Raw genomic sequence first — 19719 nt, 5'->3', positions numbered from 1 at the left:
GGTGCACGAGCCTAGCCGGGCGGCGCCTTCGCGTGTGGCGGTTTCCTGAAATCGTCGGGCTGAAACGGGATGTGAGCTTTCACACGCAACACAGAATTGCCACCCGCCGTCCGGTTACGGCAGAGTCTCAGTCCTGTCAGGCCCCGCATACGGCACACGTGTACCCCCAGCGGTACCGCACCACAGCAGCACCATCAACTCCATAGCGTCGCCGTATGCCGCCCGAGCACCACGCGGCGCTCCCCTCGGGGGAGTTGCCCACCGGGCCCGCGCCTCCCGTGACCCCGCAGTTGGGAGGCCAGTGCCAGGGGCACGATTGCGTCCGCCAGGGTCACCGAAGCGGGCGATGCTGGAAGGAAACCGTGTGAGCCGGATTTCGGTCCGGGGATTCGCAGTGGCCTCGGCCACCGCGGTCACCGCCGTCGGAAGCGTTGTCGGCGTTGCCTCGGGCAGCACCGCGCAGCCCAACGACGCCGAGGCGACGGCAGCCGACACCACGCTCCTCGCGGACATACCCGCGGGTCAGCAGGCGCAGGTGCAGACCGCGTCCCTGACGCAGCAGGCCGACTCGCAGGCCATCGCCGCGGACGCGAGCGCCAAGAAGGACGCCGAGGAAGCGGCCCGCAAGGCCGCCGCCGAGACCGCCGTCGCGAAGAAGGTGGCCGCCGAGAAGGCGGAGAAGGCGGCCAAGGAGCGCGCGGCGGAGGCGAAGGCCCAGGCCGCGACACGCTCGACCCGCGACTCCTCCAGCTTCCCCGTCCAGGGCAGCTACAGCGTCGCGCAGATCCAGGCGATGGCCCGTCAGATGGTGGCGGGCGACCAGTACCAGTGCTTCAGCAACATCGTGGACCACGAGTCCAGCTGGAACTACCGTGCGGTCAACGCCTCCTCCGGTGCCTACGGCCTCTTCCAGGCCCTGCCGGGCTCCAAGATGTCCTCCGCCGGTGCCGACTGGCAGACCAACCCGGCCACCCAGATCAAGTGGGGCCTCAGCTACATGGACGGCCGTTACGGCAGCCCCTGCCAGGCCTGGTCGTTCTGGCAGGCCAACCACTGGTACTAGGCCGCCCGACGCCCACTCAACCTTGCGCAGCCCCTCCCCGTCCTAAGGGGAGGGGCTTTCGCCCTGTACGGTCGTAACCGAACGACTCCAGGGGAGAGTGGTGGCGAACACCCGGGGACGCGGGGGAAGAGGACGGACCATGTCGCGAGTGCCAGGGTGGGTCGGCCGGCTCGGGGCCGGCCTTACCGAGATGAGCGAGCGCCTGGACGAGCGCCGCGCCGAGGTGGAGAAGGAAGGCACCGAGCCCGAACCGCCCCAGGCCGCCGCCCCGGCACCGCCCGCCCGCCGGCCCGCGCCGCCCGCCGGCCCCCGCCCCGACCCCGCCGAGGCCGTGCCCTGGGGTGTCCGGGTCGCGGCCGAGGCCGGCTGGCGCCTGCTGGTCCTCGCCGGCACCGTGTGGGTGCTGATGCGCGTCATCAGCGCCGTCCAGCTGGTGGTGTTCACCTTCGTCATCGCCTTGCTGGTCACCGCGCTGCTGCAGCCGACGGTCGCCCGGCTCACCCGCCGAGGGGTGCCTCGCGGCCTGGCCACCGCGCTCACCGCCATCAGCGGCTTCGTCGTCATCGGCCTGATGGGCTGGTTCGTGACCTGGCAGGTCATGGAGAACATCGACACGCTCTCCAACCAGATCCAGAACGGCATCGACGACCTGCGCAACTGGCTGTTGAAGAGCCCCTTCCACGTCACCGACAAGCAGATCAACCAGATCGCCAAGAACCTGCGCGAGGCGATCGGCGCCAACGCCGACCAGATAACGTCCGCGGGCCTGGAGGGCGTTCAGGTCATCGTCGAGGCACTCACCGGCATCCTGCTGGTGTTCTTCTCGACGCTGTTCCTGCTCTACGACGGCGAGCGCATCTGGCAGTGGTTCCTGAAGCTGGTGCCGTCCGCCGCCCGCCCGGGCGTGGCCGGCGCGGGCCCGCGGGCCTGGCGCACCCTGACCGCCTACGTCCGCGGCACGGTCCTGGTCGCCCTCATCGACGCGATCTTCATCGGCATCGGCATCTACTTCCTCGACGTGCCGATGGCGGTCCCGCTGGCCGTCTTCATCTTCCTGTTCTCCTTCATCCCCCTGGTCGGCGCGGTCGCCTCCGGGGCGCTCGCGGTGATCGTGGCCCTCGTCACGCAGGGCGTCTTCACGGCGCTCATGACCCTGGCGGTCGTCCTCGCGGTCCAGCAGATCGAGGGCCACGTCCTGCAGCCGTTCATCCTCGGCCGCGCGGTCCGCGTCCACCCGCTGGCGGTCGTGCTGACGGTGGCGGCAGGCGGCATGGTGGCCGGCATCGGCGGCGCGGTGGTGGCCGTACCGCTCGTGGCGGTGACGAACACGGTGGTGGGATATCTGCGGCAGTACTCCCTGGAGGTCCAGCAGCAGAAGGAGTCGTCCGCCGAACCCGCGGGCGAGGCCGTGGCGGAGAACGCGGAGGAGACCGCGGGGGAGAACGCGGAGGACCCCGCCCACCAGAGGTGAGCGGGGTCCTCGTCGAGGCTCGGTCGGCCTCGCCGTACGGCTTACTCGGCCAGCACGGCCTCGGCGTCCAGCGTGACGCCGACGGCCTGAACCACGGACGCGATCTTGAACGCCTCCTGGATCACCTCGCGCTCCACGCCGGCCTTGCGCAGCACCTGCTCGTGCGAGTCCAGGCACAGGCCGCAGCCGTTGATCGCGGAGACCGCGAAGGACCACAGCTCGAAGTCGACCTTGTCCACACCCGGGTTGCCGATGACGTTCATCCGCAGACCCGCGCGCAGGGTGCCGTACTCGTGGTCGGACAGCAGGTGGCGGGTGCGGTAGAAGACGTTGTTCATCGCCATCACCGCGGCGGCGGCCTTCGCGGCCGTGTACGCCTCCGGCGTCAGGTTCGCCTTCGCCTCCGGCTCCAGCTCACGCAGCACGATCGGGGAACGGGAGGCGATGGCGGTCGCCAGCACCGTGCCCCACAGCTGCTGCGCCGGCAGGTCGGAGTTGCCGATGACCGAGCCCAGGTTGAGCTTCAGGTCCTTGGCGTAGTCCGGGACGCGGGACTTCAGGGAGTCGAGCGACATGGGTCACTCACCAGCCAGCAGCGCGACCGGGTCCAGGGTGTCCTCGCCCTTGCTCCAGTTGCACGGGCACAGCTCGTCGGTCTGCAGGGCGTCCAGGACCCGCAGGACCTCCTTGGGGTTGCGGCCCACGGAACCGGCGGTGACCATGGTGAACTGGATCTCCCGGTTCGGGTCGACGATGAAGACGGCACGCTGCGCGAAGCCGTCCTCGCCCTCGATGCCGAGGTCGCGCATCAGCTCGTGCTTGGAGTCGGCCAGCATCGGGAAGGGCAGGTCGGTCAGGTCCGGGTGGTCCTTGCGCCAGGCGTGGTGGACGAACTCGGAGTCACCGGAGAAGCCGAGGATCTGGGCGTCGCGGTCGGCGAACTCGTCGTTCAGCTTCCCGAACGCGGCGATCTCGGTCGGGCAGACGAAGGTGAAGTCCTTCGGCCATGCGAACACGACCAGCCACTTGCCCTCGTAGGACTTGTGGTGGATCTGCTCGAACTCCTTGCCCTTCTCCAGCGAGACGCAGGCGGTCAGTTCGAACTCGGGGAACTTGTCACCGACAGTGAGCACACGCTCTCCTTGCAGCGAAGAAACACCCCTTTTGAGGGTGTTTCCCATGGGTTGGACTTCGTTGATGTTGGCACACGGTGCATTGATTAGGGAAATAGCTACACTCGGTCATGTTGATCGGAGGTAGTTATCAGTGACCATGGGTAACGGCAAGCGCAGGCAGCCGAGCCTCGCGCAGCTGCGGGCCTTCGCCGCCGTCGCGGAGCATCTGCACTTCCGGGACGCGGCGGCCGCCATCGGCATGAGCCAGCCCGCCCTGTCCGGCGCGGTCTCGGCGCTGGAGGAGACCCTCGGGGTGACCCTTCTCGAGCGTACGACCCGGAAGGTGCTGCTCTCGCCCGCGGGGGAGCGTCTGGCCGTACGGGCGAAGGCGGTGCTGGAGGCGGTCGGGGCGCTGCTGGAGGAGGCCGAGGCGGTCCGGGCTCCCTTCACGGGGGTGCTGCGGCTCGGGGTCATCCCGACCGTCGCGCCCTATCTGCTGCCCACCGTGCTGCGGCTGGTGCACGACCGGTATCCGCACCTCGACCTGCAGGTGCACGAGGAGCAGACCGCCAACCTGGTCGACGGCCTGCACTCCGGCCGGCTCGACCTGCTGCTGCTGGCCGTGCCGCTGGGCGTCCCCGGAGTCGTCGAACTCCCCCTGTTCGACGAGGACTTCGTGCTCGTCACCCCGCTCGACCACTGGCTCGGCGGCCGCGAGGGCATCCCCCGCGAGGCCCTGAGGGAACTCAACCTGCTGCTCCTGGACGAGGGCCACTGCCTGCGCGACCAGGCCCTGGACATCTGCCGGGAGGCCGGCCGGGAGGACGCGCCGGTGACGACGACGGCCGCCGGTCTGTCCACGCTGGTCCAGCTCGTCGCGGGCGGTCTCGGCTGCACCCTGCTCCCGCGCACCGCGCTGAAGCTGGAGACGACCCGCAGCAGCCAGCTCCTCACCGGCTACTTCGCCGAGCCCGCACCCAGCCGCCGGATCGCCCTGGCGATGAGGACGGGAGCGGCGCGCGGCGCGGAGTACGAGGAGCTGGCGGCCGCCCTGCGTGAGGCCATGCGTCCGCTGCCGGTGCGGGTGCTGGAGCGGGACGGCTGAAGGGCCCCTCCTGGCGGGAAGGGCCCTCGGTGTACCCGCCGCTACTCCGTGCGCAGCCCCTCGGGGCGCATCATCCGCAGCAGCGGCGGCAGGCTCAGCAGGGTGACGGTGAGGACCACCGCGGCGCCTACGCCGGTCATCGACAGCACGCTCGCCCAGTCGACGGTCACCGGGGTGGCCGCCATCTTCAGCAGCACCGCGCCGAGGGTGAGGCCGACCGCCGAGGCCAGCAGCAGGCCGAGGGCGATCGGGACCGCCGTCTGCCACAGCACCGACAGGCCCAGCGTGCGGCGCCGGGTGCCGAAGGCGACCAGCGACGACAACAGCTTGCGCCGCTCACGCAACTGCTCGAGCTGGGAGACCAGCAGGCTCGCCCCGATCAGGGCCAGCACGCAGATCGCGCCGATGAACAGGCCGGTGCGCAGGGAGGCGTACTTGGTGGACTGCTCGGTCGCCGCCCAGGTGAAGGCGTCCGCGACCGGGTCCACCTTCGCGGCGGTGGTGCGCACGTACTCCTCCGCGTCCTTCACGGACCTGTCGAGCCGGACGTAGACCTTGCCGGTCAGCGTCGGCGCGGCCTCGGCGGGCAGCGCGGAGGGGGTGACGAGCAGGCCGCTGGCGGCGTTCTGCAGTGAGTCCTTGCGCACGACCGCCCGAGGGAGCCGGGCCGGCAGCGTGAGGGCGATCTCGCGGCCGTGCGTGTCCGAGTACGAGGGGTCGATGTACAGGCGCTTCCCCGGCCGCATGACGTTCTGCACGGAGGTGTTGTAGTCGTCGTTGTAGTTCGTGTTGCTCAGCAGGAACATGTCCCCGTCGTGGCAGGAGGGCAGCCGGGCCAACTCGCGCAGCGCGGCGCAGCTGCCGACGGTGAGGTCGCCGAAGACGTCGGGTTCGCGGCGCTTCTCACCGAGCGACCCGGTGGACAGCGAGACCGCCACCGCCACGCCCTTGGTCCGGGCGAACGCCTCGCCCGCGGTGGCCACCCGGGTCCGGTCGGAGAGGTCGACCTCCACCTGCGCCCGGTTCGGATCCCGGCCGGTCTCCTTGGTGTACTGGCTCTCCACGCCCGCGAACAGCATCTGCAGCGCGATCGCCCCGGCCACCGCGACCGCGATGCCGTTGACCATGCGGGCCGCGGTGCCGCTGCTCAACTGCAGGCGCCGGACGGCCAGTTGCCAGGAGACGGCACCGGATCCGAGCCGGGCGACCACCGCCTCCACGACCCACGGCAGCAGCGCGGTCACGCCGACCAGCAGCAGCATCACGCCGCCGATGACCAGGTACTGGTTGAACTCGCCGTTGGAACGGCCCCTGCCGATCATCGGGTACAGCATCGCGAGGCCCGCCAGCGGCAGCAGCAGCCGCCACCACAGGCGGCGCCGGGCCGGCTTGGCCGTCCGCACCACGCCGAGCGGCTCGACGACCACCCCGCGCATCGCGAACAGCGTCACCAGCACGGCTGCGGCCGGAACCGCCACGGCGACCAGCGCGACGAGTGCCGGGGAGGGGTTCAGATAGCTGGGGAAGAAGCTCTCGCCCAGCACCTCGACCGATCCGGCCGCCTGGCGCCCGATCAGGAAGAAACCGGTGCCGACGACCAGTCCCAGCAGCGCGCCGGCGAGCGCCTCGCCCGCCGCGATCCGCCGGGTCATCCGGCTGTCGGAGCCCACCAGCCGCAACGCGGCCAGCCTGCGGTCGCGCCGCTCGCCGCCGAACCGTACGGCCGCGGCGATGAACACGGCGACCGGCATCAGCAGCGCGACGAAGACGACCAGCATCATCAGGATGAGGACGGGATCGGCCTTCTCGCCGGTCGGGTGCGGGTTCCCGAACGCGGCCAGCCGCTCCACCCGCGCCCCGCCCCCGCCCCCTTCGGGATCCAGGCCGTCGGCGCCCGCGTAGTAGGCGAGTTCGTGCGAGCCGATCAGCCCGCTCTGACCGATGGTCCCGGTGATCCGGTACGGAATCCGCTCCCGCAGCAGCTTCGCCCCGTCGGAGGACAGCAGCTCCTTCAGCGCGGGCGATACCACCATCTCGCCCTTCGCCGGGAAGCGGTCCACCCCGGGCGGCAACGGCGCCCGGGACCCTTCGGGCTCCAGGAGCCGGCCGCGGACGTTCTTGTCGTGCCACATGGTGTCCGTCGCCGCGAGCAGCACGGTGTTGTCGGCCTTCGGCGGCGCGGTGGCGGAGAACGTGTAGTCCTGGCGGGCGTCCTCCACCCGGTCACGGGCGGTGAGCACGTTCGGCAGGGAGGTCGTCAGCAGCAGCAGGGCCACGCCCAGGCCGACGCCGACCGCCGTCAGCAGCATCCGGACCCAGCCCTCGCGCCCGCCGGTGAAGGCGAACCGGGCCCCCATGCCCAGGTCCTTGGTCCTGCCCCACGCTCGGCTTCGCTCGCGCGGGAGGCGTCCCCTGCGCACGTTCATATGGCCCGCTCCATGTCCCGTGACTTGCCGTCGCGTACGACGATCTCGCGGTCGGAGTAGGCCGCCACCCGGGCCTCGTGCGTGACCAGCACGACGGCCGCGTTGGTGGAGCGGGCCGCGTCGGTCAGCAGCTCCATCACGCGCTCGCCGTTGAGGGAGTCCAGCGCGCCGGTCGGCTCGTCGGCGAACAGCACTCGCGGACCGGTGACCAGCGCCCGCGCCACGGCGACGCGCTGCCCTTGGCCGCCGGAGACCTCGCCGGGCCGCTTGCCCTTGAGGTCGTCCACCTCCAGGCGCTCCATCCAGCCGAGCGCGGCCCGCTCGGCCTCCTTGCGGGAGGTGCCGTTCAGTCTGAGCGGCAGGGCCACGTTCTCCACGCAGGTCAGCTCGGGGACGAGCTGGCCGAACTGGAAGACGAAACCGAAATCGCTGCGGCGCAGCGCGCTGCGTTCGGTGTCGTTCATGGTCGCCAGCTCGCGTCCGGCGTAGGTGATCGAGCCGGAGTCGGGCGGCACGATCCCGGCGAGACAGTGCAGCAGCGTCGACTTGCCGGAGCCGGAGGGGCCCATCACGGCGACGACCTCACCGGGGTGGATGGAGAACTCGGCGCCGTCGAGGGCGACCGTCGGGCCGTAGGCCTTGCGCAGGTCCTCGGCGGCGAGCAGGGAGCCGGGCGGGGGAGTCACTTGGCCACCGCCTCTCGGAGCCGGTCCAGCCGCGCGGCCGTCAGCTCCAGCCAGCGCAGGTCGGCCTCCAGGTGGAACAGGGCGTGGTCGCAGATCAGCTGGTCCGCGAGGTCGCCCTTGCGCTTGCGGTCGGTCAGGATCCGCATGCTGCGCAGGTGCTCGGCGCGCTGGGTGTCGAGGATGTCGGCCGCGTTGCGGTGGGTGAGGAGCGCGAGGACGACCTTGGTGTAGAGGGTCGACTGGAGGTACTCCTCCGGCTTCTCCGGGGTGGCGAGCCAGCGCTCGACGTCGGTGATGCCGGCGTCCGTGATCGCGTACCGCTTGCGCTCGGGCCCGCCGCCCGCCTCGATCCCGTCGACTTCCACGAAGCCGTGCTTCAGCAGCCGGGACATCGTGGAGTAGACCTGGCCGTAGTGCAGGGGCCGGTCGTGACCGAACTTCTCGTCGAAGGCCCGCTTGAGGTCGTAGCCGTGGCGCGGGCCGGACTCCAGGAGCCCTAGGAGGGTGTGACCGATGGACATGCCGAGCACTCTACACACGGTGTATACGCAGTATGTATACGCCGGGTGTGCACGTCATGGCAGGGGGTGCGCCCCCGCAGGTGGGGGCCGATTGTCACGGTTCTGATACAGGCGGCCGGCCCCTGCGGGGCAGCGGTCCGGTGTCCTTCGGCAGCCGTCCCGCCTCGGCCAGCGCCTTCCGCAGCAGGAACTCGATCTGGGCGTTCGCCGACCGCAGCTCGTCCCCGGCCCACCGGGCGAGCGCCTCGTACACCGCCGGGTCCAGCCGCAGCAGCACCTGCTTGCGCTGCTGCGGTCGGCGCTGCGGGGTCTCCGAGGAGTCCGTCACTGGTAAAGGGTCCCGGTGTTGAGGACCGGCTGCGGGGCCCGGTCGCCGCACAGCACCACCATCAGGTTCGACACCATCGCCGCCTTACGCTCCTCGTCCAGCTCCACGATGTCCCGCTCGGCGATCCGGGCGAGTGCCGCCTCGACCATGCCGACGGCGCCGTCCACGATCTGCCGGCGTGCCGCGACGACCGCCCCCGCCTGCTGCCGCTGGAGCATCGCCGAGGCGATCTCGGGAGCGTACGCGAGATGCGTGAAGCGCGACTCGATGATCCGCACTCCGGCCGCCTCCACCCGCGCCTGCAGCTCGACGGCCAGCTTCTCGGTGATCTCCTCGGCGTTGCCGCGCAGCGACAGGCCGTCCTCCTCGTGCGCGTCGTACGGGTACTCGATCGCGATGTGCCGTACGGCCGTCTCGGTCTGCGTGGCGACGAACTCGGTGTAATCGTCCACCTCGAACACCGCCTGGGCGGTGTCCTGGACCTTCCAGACCACGACCGCGGCCAGTTCGATCGGGTTGCCGTAGGCGTCGTTGACCTTCAGGACGGCGGTCTCGTGGTTGCGCACCCGGGTGGAGATCTTGGTCCGGGAGGTGAAGGGGTTCACCCAGCGCAGGCCGTCCTGCCGGATCGTGCCCCGGTAGCGCCCGAAGAGCTGGACGACCCGCGCCTCGCCCGGAGCGACCGTGTTCAGGCCGCGCATCGCGATGACGGCGGCCAGGAAGACGAGGAGGCCGGCGACGACGAGCCCGGCCTTGGCGCCGGCGGCGGAGACCGCCGCGCCGGCGGCGAACAGCGCGGCGGCGGCGCCGAGTCCGAGCAGTCCGAGCAGCAGGGCGAGCCCGCCGCCGATGCTGTGCGCGGCGAACTCCCGCACGCGTGGGGCGGGCATCTCGGGCACGTCGGCGGTGGCGACGGCCGCCTCGGCGGGGTCGTGCGGCGCGTGTGCGGACATGGGTGGTTCCCCCGTTCTCTGCGGCGCCCGACTGCTCGGGCGCCTATCTTCCTTCTAGCTAAGTGATATCACTTTAGCGTGTCAAGCAACCTTACGGCCCCGTTACTCGTCGGTTTCCGTGGGGCGGGTGCTGATTGTCACGTCCGTAAAAGAGCGGATCGGACGCTCTTTGTCATAGAGACGGGTGTTAGCTTTCGGAGCTGACCCCGAGACGGAAGCGAGCGTAGGGACTCATGGGACGAGCGGAAGAGAGACGAGCGCGACAGCGCGGTGGCCACCGCGCGGCGCCCAGGCGCCGCCGCTCCGAACCCACGGCCGACACCGGTCCCGCCACGGCCGGCAGCGGTCCCGCCGCGGCCGGCGGCAAGCCCGTCAAGGGCCGCATACGCAGGCTGTTCACCTGGAAGAAGATCCTCGGGACCTTCTTCGGGGTGTGCCTGCTGGCCATCGCGGGCTTCATCGGCCTGTACCTGTACGTGGACATCCCCAAGGGCAACGCCGCCGCCCAACAGCAGAGCAACGTCTACAAGTTCAGCGACGGCACCGTCCTGGCCCGCAAGGGCGAGGTCAACCGCGAGATCGTCGACCTGTCCAAGGTGCCGCGCAAGGTCCAGCTGACCTTCGTCGCGGCGGAGAACAAGACGTTCTACAAGGACGCGGGCGTCGACTTCAAGGGCACGGCCCGCGGCATGCTCAACACGCTGGCCGGCAAGGGCAAGCAGGGTGGTTCGACGATCACCCAGCAGTACGTCAAGAACTACTACCTCAACCAGGACCAGACCGTCACGCGCAAGCTGAAGGAGCTGGTCATCGCGTTGAAGGTGGACCGGGAGACGTCCAAGGACGACATCCTCGCGGGCTACATCAACACCAGCTACTACGGCCGCAGCGCGTACGGCATCCAGGCCGCCGCACAGGCCTACTACGGCGTCGACGCCGAAGACCTCTCGGTCGCGCAGGGCGCCTACCTCGCGGCCCTGCTGCAGGCGCCCAGCCAGTACGACTGGACGGTCGCCACGCCCACCGGCAGGCGGCTGGTCAAGGAGCGCTGGAACTACGTCCTGAACAACATGGTCGAGGAGGGCTGGCTGCCCAAGGCCGAGCGGGACGACGTGAAGTTCCCGGTCCCCAAGGAGCCCAAGGGCGCCCCGGGTCTCGGCGGGCAGAAGGGCTACCTGGTCGAGTTGGCCAACCAGCAGCTGGAGAAGCAGCTGATGGCGCAGGAGGGACTGAGCCAGGCCCAGGCGGAGAACGCGGTCATCGACAAGGGCTGGACCATCACCCTGAACATCGACCGGAAGAAGCAGTCCGCGCTGGAGAATGCCGTCAAGTCCCAGCTGACCAGCCGGCTCGACAAGAAGAAGCGCAAGGTCGACGCCGACGTCCAGGCCGGCGCGGTCTCCGTCGATCCCAAGACGGGCAGGATCGTCGCGCTCTACGGCGGCGTGGACTACTACAAGCACTACTACAGCAACGCCACCCGCAAGGACTACCAGCCGGCCTCGACGTTCAAGCCGATCATCCTCGCCGCCGCGCTGGAGCAGAACGCCACCACGCAGGACGGCAAGCCGATCACCGCCGACACCGTCTACGACGGCACCAGCCGACGCCAGGTCCTGGACCACGGCTCCAGGGTCGGCTTCGCCCCGCCGAACGAGGACAACCGGGACTACGACAAGCTCACCGTCCAGAACGCGATGAACGCGTCCGTGAACTCCGTCTTCGCGCAGATGGGCGTCGACGTCGGCATGGACAAGGTCATGGGCACGGCGAACAAGCTCGGCATGGACACCAAGGGCATGCAGGCCGTGCCCGCCCAGACGCTGGGCTCGATGGGCGCCAGCCCGCTGGAGATGGCCGGGATCTACGCCACCTTCGACAACCACGGCTACAAGGTCACCCCGACCCTCATCAAGTCCGCGGAGAACAAGGGCCGTACGGTGCGCATGCCGGACCCGGTCGGCGGTTCGGTGGTCAGCCGGACCGCCGCCGACACGGTCACCTCCGTGCTCACCGGCGTGGTCGACGACGGTACGGCCCAGGAGTCGGTGGCCGGCAACGCGCTGCGCGACGGCCAGCAGGTGGCGGGCAAGACGGGTACGTCCGACTGCAACCGCTCGGCCTGGTTCACCGGTTACACACCCGACCTGGTCACCTCCGTGGGCCTGTTCGGCGAGGCGGAAAAGGCCGGCGGCACCGGGTGCGAGGGCGAGCCGATCAAGAAGGGCGCCCACGTCTCGCTGAAGGGCGCGATGGGCGGCGGCCGCGTGAACGGCGGCGGTCCCCCGGCGAAGATCTGGGCCGCGTACACCTTCGGCGTGACGAAGAAGGCCGAGTTCGACCTGAACACCACGCAGGGCGCGGCCGTCGAGCCGACCGAGACGCCGACGTTCACCCAGTCGCCGTCCCAGACGCCCTCGCAGACGCCGAGCAGCGAGCCGCCGTCGTCGTCCGCGCCGCCGTCGCAGACCCCGTCGCAGACGCCGTCCCAGACTCCGTCCCAGACGCCGTCGCAGACCCCGAGTCAGACGCCGACCACCGGGCCGCCCACGGACCCCGTCACCGAGGATCCGCTCGACCCCGACAGCGGCTTCGACCAGTGAGCGGCTCCGGCCGGTAGGCGCGCACGAGAAAGGGCGCCCGGAATCCTCCGGGCGCCCTTCGTCGTCACGGCGTCGGGGCTCAGCCCCGGTTCAGCTCGAACCAGACCACCTTGCCGGTGCTCAGCCGGGTCGCTCCCCAGCGCCGGGCCAGCTTGTTGACCAGATACAGGCCGCGACCGCCCTCGTCCGTGGCCCGTGCCTGCCGCAGCCGCGGCAGCTGGGGCACGTCGTCGCCGACCTCGCAGCGCAGCACGTCCGTGCGCAGCAGCCGCAGCGTCACCGGCCGGGACGCGTACCGTACGGCGTTCGTGACGACCTCGCTGACCAGCAGCTCCACCGAGTCCGTCAGGTCCTCCAGGTCCCAGCGGGCCAGCGCGCGCCGGGCCAGCCGGCGGGCCTGGCCGGGAGCGGAGTTCTCCGGTTCCAGGGTCCAGTACGCGACATCGCTCGGCGCGATCCCGTTGAAGCGGGCCGCGAGCAGGGCGATGTCGTCGTCCCGGTCGCCCGGGCCGAGCATGTCCAGCACCTCGTCGCACAGCGCTTCCAGCGGCGGCGGATGGTCGGGCCCGGTCAGCTGGGCGGTCGCGGCGAGCCGCTCCCGCAGCTGCTCTATGCCGGTCCACACGTCCCGCAGCCGGGACTCCACCAGGCCGTCCGTGTAGAGGAGCAGGGTGGCTCCGGCCGGCGCGTCCAACTCGACCGCCTCGAAGTCGACCCCGCCGACCCCGATCGGCGCACCCGGCGGCACCCGCAGCACCTCGGCCCGGCCGCCCAGGTGCAGCAGCACGGGCGGGGGATGGCCGGCGTTGGCGATGGTGATGCGGTGCGTGACCGGGTCGTAGACGGCGTACAGGCAGGTCGCCATGCGGTCGGTGCCCAGGCGCTGCGCCTGCTCGTCCAGGTGGTGCAGCACCTCCTGCGGCGGCAGGTCGAGCCCGGCCAGCGTCTGGGCCGTCGTCCGCAACTGGCCCATGATCGCGGCCGAGGTCATGGAGTGCCCCATGACGTCGCCGACGACCAGCGCGACCCGGCTGCCGGGCAGCGGGATCGCGTCGTACCAGTCGCCGCCGACCCGCGCGGTCTCCGCGGCCGGCAGATACCGGGAGGCCAGCCGGACGCCGGTCGGGCGGGGCAGGTTCTCGGGCAGCATGGTGCGCTGCAGCTCGTCGGCGATGTAGGCCTCCCGGCCGTACAGCACCGCCTTGTCGATGCCGAGCGCGCTGTGCGTGGCCAGCTGCGCGGCCACCAGCAGATCGTCCGCCTCGAACGCCGGCCGCTCCGGGCGGCGCAGGAACAGGGCCGCGCCGATCACCCGGCGCCGGCCGCGCAGCGGCGCCAGGATCGCGTGCCGCCCCTCCGGCACGATCGCCTCGCCGCCCTCGCCGAGCAGTTCGGGCAGCGCGGCCCGGGCGGCGGGCGCGTCGGCGAACACCGGCCGCACCCCGCGCAGCACCTCGTTCAGCGCTCCGCCGGGCCGCACCTCGCACAGCTCGGTCGTCAGCGTGGACAGATCCGCCAGCGCCGTCGGCTCAGGCTCCGGCTCGAAGGCCGGCGGCAGCAGCACCCCCTCGGTGTCCCGCTCCTCCGGAATCCGGTCGGTCCGGCGCAACCGCAGCACCACCGGTCCCGTGGGCCGCTCGTCGCCGACCGGCAGCGGGTCGCGCAGATAGACCAGGATCGCGTCCGAGAAGGTCGGCACGGTGGCCCGGCACAGCCCCATCACGATCTCGTCCAGGTCGAGCCCGCGGGCGATCCGCCGGGTGGCCGCGCCGACGAAGCGCAGCCGGTCGCCGTCGCGCCGCATCGGCATGGGCCGTCCCGGCGGCAGTCCCCGCCCGGTACGGCGCTCCTGCCCGCCCGGCGTCCGCTCCTGCTCGGCACCGGGCTGCGGCGGGATGCCCTCCGGCGCGGGACGCGGGCGGTGGGCGCCGGGTTCGGCGCCGGCGGGCTGGGAGTGCTCGGGGCCGTTGACTGGGGGCTCCTTCCCCTTGCCGTCCTTTCCCTTGCCACAGGGTGTGGCCGTCCCCGGGCCGGAGGACGCCCCGTCGGCCCGGGTCTGCACCGGTAAGGCCGAGGTGCCGGGCGGTTCCGGGGAACGCAGAAGCGCCCCGCGGCTCTCCGCGGGGTCGCCGCCCGGCTGGGGGCGCTCGAAGGAGGTGGGCTGCTCCGTCACGCGTGTCGCATCCATCCGTCCGGGGCTGCGCGCCGGGCGCGCAGTTGGTCCCGCAGAAATCCCGATACCCGCAATACGTGCCCCAGGAACGGAATTCCCGCGTGCTCAGAGGTTGTCGCCGTGCCACCGGGGCCGTGACGGCCGGCGGTGGTGTTGCCCTGGTACCCCTCGCTCACGTGCTGCCGCCCCTCGGTGACGTTCGGTCAGACCCGGCGCATGCTCCGGGAGTTGCTGTTGTGCGCCCTTGCGGAGGACGATCCTACGTTTCTTGCCGGGGGGCGCATCAAGGGTCTCATGAGGACACGTGCGCGGGCGTACGGTCCCAGTCATCGGGGAGTGACGGTACCGCCCAGGACGGGTCCGGGCGCCAGTGCGGCCAGCCGTCCGAGAACGGCGGCCCCCAGGCCTCGATCGCGGCCACCGCGTCCCGTCCGGCCGCACGCACCCGCTCGGCGGTCGCCTCGTCCATCAGCCCGTCCCGCTGGGCCTGCGCGAACTCGTCCTCGTCCCGCCAGTACCAACTGCGGTCCGGGTGCACGGAGATGTCCAGGAAGTAGTCCTCGGAGTCCACCCCGCCCGCCCAGCGGGTCAGCGGCTGCTCGAGGTTGACGTACCAGTTCTTGAACCGCCAGCCCGGCTCCCAGAACAGCCACACCGACCAGGGCCGGCCGGGCTCGGCGAGCTTGAGCACACCCGTGCCGAACCAGTGGTCCCGCTGGACCGTGCGCGGCTTGGTGTAGCGGGACTCCAGCGGCTCCACGTGCACGGGCGTGCCGTCGGCCAGGACCGGGCGCACGCACTCGGTGCCGGGCGCCAGCCACACCGCGAGCAGTTCCGCGTCGTCGCGCACGACGGTGACGGGCCGGGCGATATGGACGTGCTCGCCGGCGTTCTCCCGGTAGCGCCACAGGATCCGCGTGCCGGGGTCCCAGCGTGCGGCAGGTCCCGCTTCCACTCGTGTCACCGCTCCGTCGTCCGTCATGCACAGATATTAGGTGCCACAGGCATACGACGCTGCGGTGCGCGTCACGGTTGTACGGCGGTGGCCGGAAAGGTTCGCCCGGCGTTACGGGCGCGTCATCCGCAGGACATCCAGGGCCTCGTCGAGCTGTTCCAGCGTCAGTTCGCCGCGTTCGACGTACCCGTTCTCCAGGACGACCTCACGGATCGTCTTCCGCTGCGCGAGGGACTTCTTGGCGACCTTCGCGGCCTCCTCGTAGCCGATGTACTTGTTGAGCGGGGTGACCACGGAGGGGGAGGACTCGGCGTACTCGCGGGTGCGTTCGCGGTCGGCGGTGATGCCGTCGACGGTCCGGTCGGCCAGCAGCCGTGAGACGTTGGCGAGCAGCCGGACGGACTCCAGCACGTTCTTGGCGATGACCGGGAGCATCACGTTCAGCTCGAAGTTCCCGGCGGCACCGGCGGTGGTGATGGTGGCGTCGTTGCCGATGACCTGCGCGGCGACCATCAGCACGGCCTCGGGGACGACCGGGTTGACCTTGCCCGGCATGATCGACGAGCCCGGCTGGAGGTCGGGCAGGCGGATCTCGGCGAGGCCGGTGCGCGGCCCCGAGGACATCCAGCGCAGATCGTTGGCGATCTTCGTCAGGCCGACCGCGATGGTCCGGAGCTGTCCGCTGGTCTCCACGATCCCGTCCCGGGCGCCCTGCGCCTCGAAGTGGTCGCGGGCCTCGGTCAGCGGCAGCCCGGTGGCCCGGGCCACCTCCTCGATGACGGCGGCGGAGAAGCCGGACGGGGTGTTGATGCCGGTGCCGACCGCCGTGCCGCCGAGCGGCAGCTCGGCCAGCCGGGGCAGCGAGGCGCGCAGCCGCTCGACGCCGTAGCGCACCTGGGCCGCGTACCCCCCGAACTCCTGCCCCAGCGTCACCGGCGTCGCGTCCATCAGATGCGTCCGCCCGGACTTCACCACGTCGGCGAACTCCCCGGACTTGCGCTCCAGGGAGGCCGCGAGGTGCTCCAGGGCCGGGATCAGGTCATGGGTGACCGCGGCGGTGGCCGCGATGTGGATGGAGGACGGGAAGACGTCGTTGGACGACTGCGAGGCGTTGACGTGGTCGTTGGGGTGCACGTCCCGGCCGAGCCGCTCGCTGGCGAGGGTGGCGATCACCTCGTTGGTGTTCATGTTGGACGAGGTGCCGGAGCCCGTCTGGAACACGTCCACCGGGAAGTGCTCGTCCCACCTGCCCGCGGCGACCTCGCCGGCCGCGTCCTGGATCGCCTCCGCGACCTCCTTGTCGAGCACGCCGAGTTGGGCGTTCACCTTCGCCGCGGCCGCCTTGATGTGCGCCAGCGCCTCGATGTGGGCCCGTTCGATCCGCTGTCCGGAGACGGGGAAGTTCTCGACGGCGCGCTGGGTCTGCGCCCGCCACTTGGCATGGGCCGGGACCCGGACCTCGCCCATGGAGTCGTGCTCGGTCCGGTACTGCGGCTCTTCGGTCGTCATCGTCGTACCTCCGAAAACGTGAGCACTCGTCGCGGCACGCGTATTCCGTGACACCTGCTTCGAGGAGGCGTCGTGAAACGCGTCGGATCCAGGATCAGATGAACGGCCGTCGCTGTCGCGGCGGCCGCGACGGGCAGAGCCCCTGGCGAAGGGCCAGGGGCTCCGTACGGGCGCCGGCGCGAGCCTGCGACGGGGGGATCCGGAAACTAGGCCAGCCCGGGACCGCGCACCGGGATCGACGTGAACGTCGGCGCCGGGGCCGGGTCCTGGAAGAAGTCGTTGCCCTTGTCGTCGACCACGATGAAGGCCGGGAAGTCCTCGACCTCGATCTTCCAGACGGCCTCCATGCCCAGCTCCTCGTACTCGAGGACCTCGACCTTCTTGATGCAGTCCTGGGCGAGGCGGGCGGCGGGGCCGCCGATGGAGCCGAGGTAGAAGCCGCCGTGGGCGTCGCACGCGTCGGTGACCTGCTTGCTGCGGTTGCCCTTGGCGAGCATCACCTTCGAGCCGCCCGCCGCCTGGAACTGCTCCACATAGGAGTCCATACGGCCGGCCGTCGTCGGGCCGAAGGAACCGGAGGCGTAGCCCTCGGGGGTCTTCGCCGGGCCGGCGTAGTACACCGGGTGGTCCTTCAGGTACTGCGGCATCTCCTCGCCCGCGTCCAGCCGCTCCTTGATCTTGGCGTGCGCGATGTCACGGGCCACGACCAGCGGACCGGTCAGCGACAGGCGGGTCTTCACCGGGTACTTGGTCAGCTCGGCGAGGATCGTGTCCATCGGCTGGTTGAGGTCGATCTCGACCACGTCGGACGACTCGTCCAGGTGCTCGTCCGTCGTCTCCGGCAGGAAGCGCGCCGGGTCGGTCTCCAGCTGCTCCAGGAAGACGCCCTCGGCGGTGATCTTCGCGACGGCCTGGCGGTCGGCCGAGCAGGAGACGGCGATGGCGACCGGGCAGGAGGCGCCGTGCCGGGGCAGGCGGACGACCCGGACGTCGTGGCAGAAGTACTTGCCGCCGAACTGCGCGCCGATGCCGATCTTCTGCGTCAGCTCGAAGACCTTCTCCTCCAGCTCCTTGTCCCGGAAGCCGTGGCCGAGCGGCGAGCCCTCGGTGGGGGCGTTGTCCAGGTAGTGCGCGGAGGCGTACTTCGCGGTCTTCAGCGCGTACTCGGCGCTCGTGCCGCCGACGACGATCGCCAGGTGGTACGGCGGGCAGGCGGCCGTACCGAGCGAACGGATCTTCTCCTCCAGGAACTTCATCATGGAGGCCTCGTTCAGGACGGCCTTCGTCTCCTGGTACAGGAAGGACTTGTTGGCCGAGCCGCCGCCCTTCGCCATGAACAGGAACTTGTAGGCGCCGCCGTCCGTCGCGTACAGCTCGATCTGGGCCGGCAGGTTGGAGCCGGTGTTCTTCTCCTCCCACATGGTGAGCGGAGCCATCTGCGAGTAGCGCAGGTTCAGCTTGGTGTAGGCGTCGTAGATGCCGTGCGAGAGGTGCTTCTCGTCCTCGCCCGAGGTGAGGACGTTCTGCCCGCGCTTGCCCATGACGATCGCCGTGCCGGTGTCCTGGCACATCGGCAGCACGCCGGCCGCCGCGATGTTCGCGTTCTTCAACAGGTCGAGCGCGACGAACTTGTCGTTGCTCGACGCCTCCGGGTCGTCGATGATGCGGCGCAGCTGCGCCAGGTGGGCCGGGCGCAGGTAGTGCTGGATGTCGTGGATGGCCTCCTCGGCCAGCTTGCGCAGCGCCTCCGGCTCCACCTTGAGGAACGTCCGCCCGTCCGGTCCCTCGACGGCGGAGACCCCTTCCGAGGTCACCAGCCGGTACGGAGTGGTGTCCTCTCCCTGGGGGAGCAGATCGGTGTACGCGAACTCAGGCATCTCAGCCCATTCCTCACTCTGACGGACGGCGCCCGCCGACGCTGGCGGGCCTCACCAGCCTAGAACCTGCCGCCGACACGGAACCTGTGAGGTAAGGCTCAGTGCATGTGAGGTGGGGCTCAGTGGCCGCGACGCGCCCGGGGGCCTCCCCACCCCTAGTCGCGATCTATCGCGTTTCGGTACGCTGCTGCCGTGGACCTTCAGAAGCCCGCCCCCGTCCAGGACGCCGGACCGCGCGTCTCCGAACTGCGTGCCTCGGACGCCGACCGTGACCGGGTCGCCGACATCCTCCGCGAGGCCCTCGCCGAGGGCCGGCTGACCGCCGAGGAGCACGCCGAGCGCGTCGAGGGGGTGCTGCACACCAAGACGGTGGGCGAGCTGGAGGTCTTCATCCGGGACCTGCCCGCGGCCCACCAGCGGCCCGCCGGCCCCGCCTACACGCCCGTGCCGCCGCGCCCCGCGCCCGGCGAGATCCCGGCCGAGGCCGACGCCAACGTGGTGGCCGTGTTCAGCAGCGCCGTGCGCCGGGGCCGCTGGCGCGCCGGCCGCCGGCTGCACGCGTACGCGGTCTTCGGCAGCGTCGAGATCGACCTCGGCGAGGCGATCTTCGAGTATCAGCAGGTCGTGATCAAGGCGGTCTCGGTCTTCGGCGACGTCCAGATCCGCGTCCCGGAGAACATCTCGCTGCGCGGCACCGGCGGCGGAGTGCTGGGCAGCTTCGAGGTGAGCCCGCTGGACTCGGTCGAGTCCGACGCCCCGGTCGTCTACGTGGACGGCTGGGCGGTCCTCGGCAACGTGGAGGCACGGCCCAGGCGCGGCAAGCTGGTGGCGGACATCCTGGAGCGCGTCCAGGACAAGGTGGACCGCAAACTGCGCAAGCACCTGGACCGCTGACGGTCGCCGGCCCGCCGACGGCCGGAAGGATCCCGTCCGC

Annotated in this window: 16 protein-coding genes; 5 read left to right on the top strand and 11 right to left on the bottom strand. The window is 70.9% G+C overall.

What is annotated here, in order from left to right:
• Positions 1-346 precede the first annotated feature (346 nt).
• Positions 347-1063, top strand: a complete 717-nt coding sequence (locus tag ACZ5CW_RS03750; protein ID WP_468598048.1) for an aggregation-promoting factor C-terminal-like domain-containing protein — start codon at positions 347-349, stop codon at positions 1061-1063.
• 139 nt (positions 1064-1202) lie between these two features.
• Positions 1203-2534 carry an AI-2E family transporter gene (locus tag ACZ5CW_RS03745; RefSeq protein ID WP_468598046.1) on the top strand — a complete coding sequence of 444 codons (1332 nt, stop codon included), beginning with the start codon at positions 1203-1205 and terminating at the stop codon, positions 2532-2534.
• 41 nt (positions 2535-2575) lie between these two features.
• Here ACZ5CW_RS03745 and ACZ5CW_RS03740 read toward each other — a convergent pair whose 3' ends face one another.
• Positions 2576-3109 carry an alkyl hydroperoxide reductase gene (locus tag ACZ5CW_RS03740; protein WP_468598044.1) on the bottom strand — a complete coding sequence of 178 codons (534 nt, stop codon included), beginning with the start codon at positions 3107-3109 and terminating at the stop codon, positions 2576-2578.
• Between the two features lie 3 nt (positions 3110-3112).
• Positions 3113-3667, bottom strand: a complete 555-nt coding sequence (locus ACZ5CW_RS03735) for a peroxiredoxin (RefSeq protein WP_071381327.1) — start codon at positions 3665-3667, stop codon at positions 3113-3115.
• A gap of 139 nt (positions 3668-3806) precedes the next feature.
• Between ACZ5CW_RS03735 and ACZ5CW_RS03730 the strand changes: the two genes are divergently transcribed.
• Positions 3807-4754 (top strand): LysR substrate-binding domain-containing protein, encoded by a 948-nt coding sequence (locus ACZ5CW_RS03730; RefSeq protein WP_468598393.1) that lies wholly within the window; start codon positions 3807-3809, stop codon positions 4752-4754.
• A 41-nt stretch (positions 4755-4795) separates the two neighbouring features.
• Here ACZ5CW_RS03730 and ACZ5CW_RS03725 read toward each other — a convergent pair whose 3' ends face one another.
• From ACZ5CW_RS03725 to ACZ5CW_RS03705, 5 genes are all read right to left on the bottom strand, one after another.
• Positions 4796-7180: an ABC transporter permease gene (locus tag ACZ5CW_RS03725; protein ID WP_468598042.1), complete on the bottom strand. Its 2385-nt coding sequence runs from the start codon at positions 7178-7180 to the stop codon at positions 4796-4798.
• The gene (locus ACZ5CW_RS03720) at positions 7177-7866 is read right to left on the bottom strand and encodes an ABC transporter ATP-binding protein (RefSeq protein WP_468598040.1); all 690 of its coding nucleotides are present in this window, start codon (positions 7864-7866) and stop codon (positions 7177-7179) included. The genes ACZ5CW_RS03725 and ACZ5CW_RS03720 overlap by 4 nt, the downstream gene beginning before the upstream one ends.
• Entirely contained in the window at positions 7863-8387 is a 525-nt protein-coding gene (locus ACZ5CW_RS03715) for a PadR family transcriptional regulator (RefSeq protein WP_468598038.1), read from the bottom strand. Before ACZ5CW_RS03715 ends, ACZ5CW_RS03720 begins: the two co-directional genes overlap by 4 nt.
• Positions 8388-8481: 94 nt before the next feature.
• On the bottom strand, positions 8482-8766 hold the full coding sequence (locus tag ACZ5CW_RS03710; protein WP_468598037.1) for a type II toxin-antitoxin system antitoxin: 285 nt from the start codon (positions 8764-8766) through the stop codon (positions 8482-8484).
• The gene (locus ACZ5CW_RS03705; RefSeq protein WP_468598035.1) at positions 8712-9668 is read right to left on the bottom strand and encodes an SPFH domain-containing protein; all 957 of its coding nucleotides are present in this window, start codon (positions 9666-9668) and stop codon (positions 8712-8714) included. Before ACZ5CW_RS03705 ends, ACZ5CW_RS03710 begins: the two co-directional genes overlap by 55 nt.
• A gap of 233 nt (positions 9669-9901) precedes the next feature.
• Here ACZ5CW_RS03705 and ACZ5CW_RS03700 point away from each other — a divergent pair, with 233 nt between their 5' ends.
• A complete protein-coding gene (locus ACZ5CW_RS03700) occupies positions 9902-12271 on the top strand; it encodes a transglycosylase domain-containing protein (RefSeq protein ID WP_468598034.1) in 2370 nt (789 codons plus the stop codon).
• A gap of 79 nt (positions 12272-12350) precedes the next feature.
• Here ACZ5CW_RS03700 and ACZ5CW_RS03695 read toward each other — a convergent pair whose 3' ends face one another.
• From ACZ5CW_RS03695 to ACZ5CW_RS03680, 4 genes are all read right to left on the bottom strand, one after another.
• Positions 12351-14444 (bottom strand): SpoIIE family protein phosphatase, encoded by a 2094-nt coding sequence (locus ACZ5CW_RS03695; protein WP_468598033.1) that lies wholly within the window; start codon positions 14442-14444, stop codon positions 12351-12353.
• Between the two features lie 292 nt (positions 14445-14736).
• Positions 14737-15426, bottom strand: coding sequence for a cytidylyl-2-hydroxypropylphosphonate hydrolase (gene fomD, locus ACZ5CW_RS03690; RefSeq protein ID WP_468598032.1), 690 nt, complete (start codon positions 15424-15426; stop codon positions 14737-14739).
• An 84-nt stretch (positions 15427-15510) separates the two neighbouring features.
• Positions 15511-16908: a class II fumarate hydratase gene (locus ACZ5CW_RS03685; RefSeq protein WP_468598031.1), complete on the bottom strand. Its 1398-nt coding sequence runs from the start codon at positions 16906-16908 to the stop codon at positions 15511-15513.
• A 206-nt stretch (positions 16909-17114) separates the two neighbouring features.
• Positions 17115-18785 (bottom strand): fumarate hydratase, encoded by a 1671-nt coding sequence (locus tag ACZ5CW_RS03680; protein ID WP_468598030.1) that lies wholly within the window; start codon positions 18783-18785, stop codon positions 17115-17117.
• A gap of 192 nt (positions 18786-18977) precedes the next feature.
• On the opposite strand from ACZ5CW_RS03680, the gene ACZ5CW_RS03675 reads away from it, so the two are divergent.
• Positions 18978-19679, top strand: a complete 702-nt coding sequence (locus tag ACZ5CW_RS03675) for a DUF1707 SHOCT-like domain-containing protein (RefSeq protein ID WP_468598028.1) — start codon at positions 18978-18980, stop codon at positions 19677-19679.
• Positions 19680-19719: the final 40 nt, after the last annotated feature.

The sequence above is a fragment of the Streptomyces sp. NPDC031379 genome (assembly GCF_055569615.1).
Note: the sequence above shows the minus strand (reverse complement) of the source record. Positions and strands in the feature narration are given on the sequence as shown.

Bases quoted from the DNA above. Each gene is read 5' to 3' on its own strand.
- ACZ5CW_RS03740 (WP_468598044.1), bottom strand. From the start codon at position 3,109: ATGTCGCTCGACTCCCTGAAGTCCCGCGTCCCGGACTACGCCAAGGAC.
- ACZ5CW_RS03725 (WP_468598042.1), bottom strand. From the start codon at position 7,180: ATGAACGTGCGCAGGGGACGCCTCCCGCGCGAGCGAAGCCGAGCGTGG.
- ACZ5CW_RS03700 (WP_468598034.1), top strand. From the start codon at position 9,902: ATGGGACGAGCGGAAGAGAGACGAGCGCGACAGCGCGGTGGCCACCGC.
- ACZ5CW_RS03730 (WP_468598393.1), top strand. From the start codon at position 3,807: ATGGGTAACGGCAAGCGCAGGCAGCCGAGCCTCGCGCAGCTGCGGGCC.
- fomD (WP_468598032.1), bottom strand. From the start codon at position 15,426: ATGACGGACGACGGAGCGGTGACACGAGTGGAAGCGGGACCTGCCGCA.
- ACZ5CW_RS03745 (WP_468598046.1), top strand. From the start codon at position 1,203: ATGTCGCGAGTGCCAGGGTGGGTCGGCCGGCTCGGGGCCGGCCTTACC.
- ACZ5CW_RS03685 (WP_468598031.1), bottom strand. From the start codon at position 16,908: ATGACGACCGAAGAGCCGCAGTACCGGACCGAGCACGACTCCATGGGC.
- ACZ5CW_RS03750 (WP_468598048.1), top strand. From the start codon at position 347: ATGCTGGAAGGAAACCGTGTGAGCCGGATTTCGGTCCGGGGATTCGCA.
- ACZ5CW_RS03715 (WP_468598038.1), bottom strand. From the start codon at position 8,387: ATGTCCATCGGTCACACCCTCCTAGGGCTCCTGGAGTCCGGCCCGCGC.
- ACZ5CW_RS03680 (WP_468598030.1), bottom strand. From the start codon at position 18,785: ATGCCTGAGTTCGCGTACACCGATCTGCTCCCCCAGGGAGAGGACACC.
- ACZ5CW_RS03705 (WP_468598035.1), bottom strand. From the start codon at position 9,668: ATGTCCGCACACGCGCCGCACGACCCCGCCGAGGCGGCCGTCGCCACC.